The sequence below is a fragment of the Streptomyces sp. P5F9 genome (assembly GCF_057961495.1).
The window spans coordinates 1-4,627 of record NZ_JBXVPZ010000629.1; the positions used below are offsets into that span (position 1 = coordinate 1).

At 66.3% G+C, this 4,627-nt stretch carries 5 protein-coding genes and 1 tRNA gene; 1 reads left to right on the top strand and 5 read right to left on the bottom strand.

Annotated elements, in window-relative coordinates; all coding sequences use genetic code 11:
* Positions 1-21: 21 nt before the first annotated feature.
* Together AC31A1_RS47245 and AC31A1_RS47250 are read right to left on the bottom strand one after the other, a co-directional pair.
* Positions 22-768, bottom strand: coding sequence for a helix-turn-helix domain-containing protein (locus tag AC31A1_RS47245; protein ID WP_489659237.1), 747 nt, complete (start codon positions 766-768; stop codon positions 22-24).
* Positions 769-848: 80 nt separating this feature from the next.
* Positions 849-931, bottom strand: a tRNA-Leu gene (locus tag AC31A1_RS47250).
* 104 nt (positions 932-1,035) lie between these two features.
* On the opposite strand from AC31A1_RS47250, the gene AC31A1_RS47255 reads away from it, so the two are divergent.
* Entirely contained in the window at positions 1,036-1,692 is a 657-nt protein-coding gene (locus AC31A1_RS47255; protein ID WP_019062225.1) for an ANTAR domain-containing response regulator, read from the top strand.
* Between the two features lie 92 nt (positions 1,693-1,784).
* Here AC31A1_RS47255 and AC31A1_RS47260 read toward each other — a convergent pair whose 3' ends face one another.
* The 3 genes from AC31A1_RS47260 to AC31A1_RS47270 all read right to left on the bottom strand — a co-directional run.
* Positions 1,785-2,501, bottom strand: a complete 717-nt coding sequence (locus tag AC31A1_RS47260; protein WP_393753042.1) for an ABC transporter ATP-binding protein — start codon at positions 2,499-2,501, stop codon at positions 1,785-1,787.
* Positions 2,498-3,343 (bottom strand): ABC transporter ATP-binding protein, encoded by an 846-nt coding sequence (locus tag AC31A1_RS47265; protein WP_489659238.1) that lies wholly within the window; start codon positions 3,341-3,343, stop codon positions 2,498-2,500. Before AC31A1_RS47265 ends, AC31A1_RS47260 begins: the two co-directional genes overlap by 4 nt.
* Positions 3,344-3,349: 6 nt before the next feature.
* A partial coding sequence (locus AC31A1_RS47270) for a branched-chain amino acid ABC transporter permease (RefSeq protein WP_489659239.1) occupies positions 3,350-4,627 on the bottom strand: 1,278 nt, incomplete at its 5' end.

Genomic DNA, 4,627 nt, shown 5'->3' on the forward strand with positions numbered 1-4,627 from the left:
GTGACGCGTCATGTTGCGGGGTCAGTGTTTGGGGCCTACGTGGGCGTCCATGAGGGCGACTGAGGCTTTGCGGGCGACGGAGATGTTGTTGGCGTTGGCCTGCTTCCAGCTGACGCCGACCTTGTCGAGGGTGTCGGTGTAGAGCTGCCTGATGTCCGTGGAGAGGTTGGTGAAGAAGTAGCGGGGGTATTCGTAGCGCTTTGTCTCACCGCGGACGAGGCGGGTCGTCCAGTTGGTGATGCGGCAGCCGTCGGAGTGGACGAGACCCCGGATGAACTCCCAGGGGTGGGCGTCGACGATCTCCTGCTGCCAGGGTTCGAGGGCGATAAGGCGGTGGTGCTTCTTGCCGGGGCCGTGCTGGGGGAAGAGGTGAGGCCAGTGTCGGTAGTAACTGGTCACCATTGCGTAGCCCTCCTTCTGGAGTGCGAAGACGCCGATGCCGGGGCGCACCTTCGTTATGGCCTCGCGGCATAGTTGGATGAGCCCGGGCCATGCGTCGGCGCACGCGATCCTGAGGTAGTAGCCGGTGCCGCGCGGGTGGGCGCTGACGCAGCCGTCGCCGAGATAGAGGCCCAGGAGGTAGGCGTAGGCCTGATTGTCGGCGGGGGGCCCGGGAGCCGGAGTCGTGATGCTGGGCAGGGGTTCGAGTCGGTCCTGCCAGGAGCGGATCGTGGCGCGGGAGATGCCGGTCTCGCGGCTCACGGAGTTGAGGCTGCGGCCTTGCTCGACCAGTGCGAGCGCTCGCTTGCGTGTGCTGACGTCGTACATGTGCACACTCTGTGAGAGTGATCGTCGCGACACGCAGCAAAAAGCGGAGGTTCACGCGAACGTGAACCTCCGCTTACAGGTGCCCGGTGTGGGATTCGAACCCACATGCCCTAAGGCACGGTGGTTTGAGCACCGCGAGTCTGACCAGTTCCTCCAACCGGGCAAGTTGGTGAGCCGTGGAGGAGTCTACCGGGTCACCGCAGGTCCTTGCCTCTAGGTAGGCTGCATAAGCAGCACAACCTGCCCGGCCCGCAACAAGGAGCCCCCGTGACCGCCCCCGAGTCGCCCCAGCCCGTAGACGCGCCCGACGACGACAAGTCGCACGTGCCTCCGCTGACGACCCGTGTCGTCATCGCCGAGGACGAGGCCCTGATCCGGCTCGATCTCAAAGAGATGCTGGAGGAGGAGGGGTACACCGTCGTCGGTGAGGCCGGTGATGGTGAGCAGGCCGTCGAGCTGGCCCGTGAGCACAAGCCCGACCTGGTGATCCTCGACGTGAAGATGCCCAAGCTGGACGGGATCTCCGCCGCCGAGAAGATCGCCGAGGAGGGCATCGCGCCGGTGCTGATGCTCACCGCCTTCTCGCAGCGCGACCTCGTCGAGCGGGCGAGGGACGCCGGTGCGATGGCGTACCTGGTGAAGCCCTTCAGCAAGAGTGACGTCGTGCCCGCGATCGAGATGGCGGTGTCCCGCTTCACCGAGCTCAAGCAGCTGGAGCAGGAGGTCGCCGACCTCACGCTGCGTCTGGAGACCCGCAAGCTGGTCGACCGTGCGAAGTCGATTCTGCAGACCGAGTACGGACTGAGTGAGCCGGCCGCGTTCCGGTGGATCCAGAAGACGTCGATGGACCGGCGGATGTCGATGCAGCAGGTCGCCGAGGCGGTCATCCAGGACGCGGACGAGAAGAAGTCCTCGAAGGGCTGACATCGACCCATGGCAGTACGTACGACGAGGCCCGCGCCCCCGAAGCTGGGGGCGCGGGCCTCGTCGTAGAAGAGCAACCGTAAGACGAAGACTCAGTCCTCGCCGAGGTATGCCTTCCGTACCGACTCGTCGTGCAGGAGGTCCTCGCCTGTGCCGGAGAGGACGATGTTGCCGACCTCCATGACGTGGCCCTGGTCGGCGAGGGAGAGCGCTGCTTGGGCGTTCTGTTCGACCAGCAGGATCGTCGTGCCGGACGCCTTGAGTTCCACGATCGTCGACAGGATCTTCTGCATCATGATCGGCGAGAGGCCCATGGAGGGCTCGTCGAGCATCAGGAGCTTCGGCTGGGACATGAGGGCGCGGCCCATCGCCAGCATCTGCTGTTCGCCGCCGGACAGTGTGCCCGCTGCCTGCTTCTGACGTTCTCCGAGGATGGGGAAGAGGTCGTAGGCGCGCTGGATGTCCTTCTCGATGCCTGCGTTGTCCTTGCGGAGGAAGGCGCCGAGTTGGAGGTTTTCAGCGATGGTGAGGCGGGGGAAGATGTGCCGGCCTTCGGGGGAGTGGGCCAGTCCGAGGGCGACGATCTTGTGGGCGGGGACGCTGTTGAGCGGTTTGCCGTCGAACGTGATCTTGCCGCCCGAGGGTTGCAGCAGGCCCGAGAGGGTGCGCAGGGTCGTGGTCTTGCCGGCGCCGTTGGTGCCGATGAGGGTGACGACCTGGCCGGCTTCGACGCTGAAGGAGATGCCCTTGACGGCTTCGATCTTGCCGTAGGAGACCCTGAGGTCCTCGACCTCTAGCAGTGCGGTCACTGGGCTTCTCCCTTGGTGCTGGTGGTGCTCTCCGCTTCCGTGGTCTCGGCTGTCGGTGCCGTTTCGTCGGTGGTGCCTTCGAACGGTTCGCCGAGGTAGGCGGCTACGACGCGTTCGTCGGCCTGGACGACGTCGGAGGTGCCTTCGACGAGTTTTTCGCCCTGGACGAGGACGGCGACGCGGTCGCAGAGGTTGAAGATGAAGCGCATGTCGTGCTCGATGACGAGGACGGCGATGCCCTTGTCGCGGATGGCGAAGACCAACTCTTCGGTCGCCCGCGTCTCTTGGGGGTTCATGCCGGCCGTCGGCTCGTCCAGCAGCAGGAGACCTGGCTCGGAGGCCAGGGCGCGTGCGATCTCCAGCTTGCGCTGTTCGCCGTAGGGGAGGTTTCTCGCCAGGTGGTCGCGCTTGTGGGCGAGGCCGATGAACTCCAGGAGTTCCATGGCGCGTTCTTCGCTGGCCTTTTCGGCCTTCTTGAAGCCGGGGCCGCGGAGGAGGGCCGACCAGAGGCCTTCTTTGGTGCGGGTGTGGCGGCCTACGAGGACGTTTTCCAGGACCGTCATGTTGGCGAACAGGCGGATGTTCTGGAAGGTGCGGGCGATGCCGGCCTTGGTCACCAGGTGGGGCTTGGGCGGAAGGACCGTGCCCTGGTAGGAGACCGTGCCCTCGGTGGGGACGTAGAGGCCGGTGAGGCAGTTGAAGAAGGTGGTCTTGCCGGCGCCGTTGGGGCCGATGAGGCCTACGATCTCGCCGGCGTTGACGGTGAAGTCGACGGAGCGGACGGCGGTGAGGCCGCCGAAGCGCATGGTGACGTCACGGGCTTCGAGTACGGGTGTCGTCATGGCTCTCTACGCCCCTGCCTTGGTGATGGCCGGTTCGTCGGTCAGGGTCGTGGTGTCCGGTACGTCGAGTTGGCCGGTCTCGTGGAATTCGAGCTGGCGTCGGCGGTTGGGGATGATTCCTTCGGGGCGGAAGCGCATCAGGAGGATGAGCGCGATGCCGAAGGCGAGGAGTGACTTGTCCTGGAGGGCGACGAGCTTCTCCGGGAGGAGGTAGAGCAGGGCGGCGCCGAGGAAGGGTCCGGAGACGGTGCCCATGCCGCCGAGGACGACGGCGGCCAGGAGGAACGCGGAGTTGGGCGGGGCCGCTCCGGCGAACTGGTACGGGTTCGGCACCACGCTGTAGGTGACGTGGGCGCTGACGGTGCCGGCGAGGCCGGCGAGGGTGGCGCCGAGGGCGAAGGCGATGAGCTTGACGCGGAAGCCGTTGATGCCCATGGCGGTGGCGGCGGTCTCGTCCTCGCGGATGGCGATCCAGGATCGGCCGATGCGGGAGTCGGAGGCGCGGCGGTAGATCGTGACGACGAGGGCGCTGATCAGGACCATGAGCAGGTAGTAGTTGGCGAACCGGCCGATGGTGAATCCGGCGATGTCGTGGTTCTGGCCGAAGTTGAAGCCGAAGAACGACAGGTCGGGGATGGACGGGATGCCGTTGGGGCCGTTGGTGACGTCGGGGCCGGAGACGCCGTCCATGTTGTTGACGGAGATGCGGAAGATCTCTCCGAAGCCGAGGGTCACGATGGCGAGGTAGTCGCCGCGCAGGCGCAGGGTGGGGGCGCCGATGAGGACGCCGAAGACCAGCGATGCGGCCGCACCGGTGAGTGCTGCGGCCCAGAAGGGGAACTGGACGCCGGAGAACTTGGAGAACTCGGAGCCGGAGACCAGGGCGGCGGTGTAGGCGCCGACGCCGAGGAAGGCGACGTAGCCGAGGTCGAGGAGTCCGGCGAGGCCGACGACGATGTTGAGGCCGAGGGCGACGGTCCCGAAGATCAGGATGTTGACGCCGAGGTTGGCGTAGTGGTCGTTGGTCTGGGTGAAGGGGAAGCCGATCGCGGCGACGAAGCCCATGGCGAGGGCGAAGCTGCGGTTGGTGGCCGTGAGGTGGCTGAACCGGTCGAAGAGGCCGGCGCTGTGCAGGGCCCAGGTGGTGAAGACGACCACGATGAGGAAGCCGACGAAGAGTTGGTCCTCGGCGTCGATGCCGTAGGCGAAGACGGTGAGGGCGAGGGCGGCGACGATCGTGATGACCAGTCGCTGGATCCAGGGGGCGGTGGGTGCGGCGGCGGG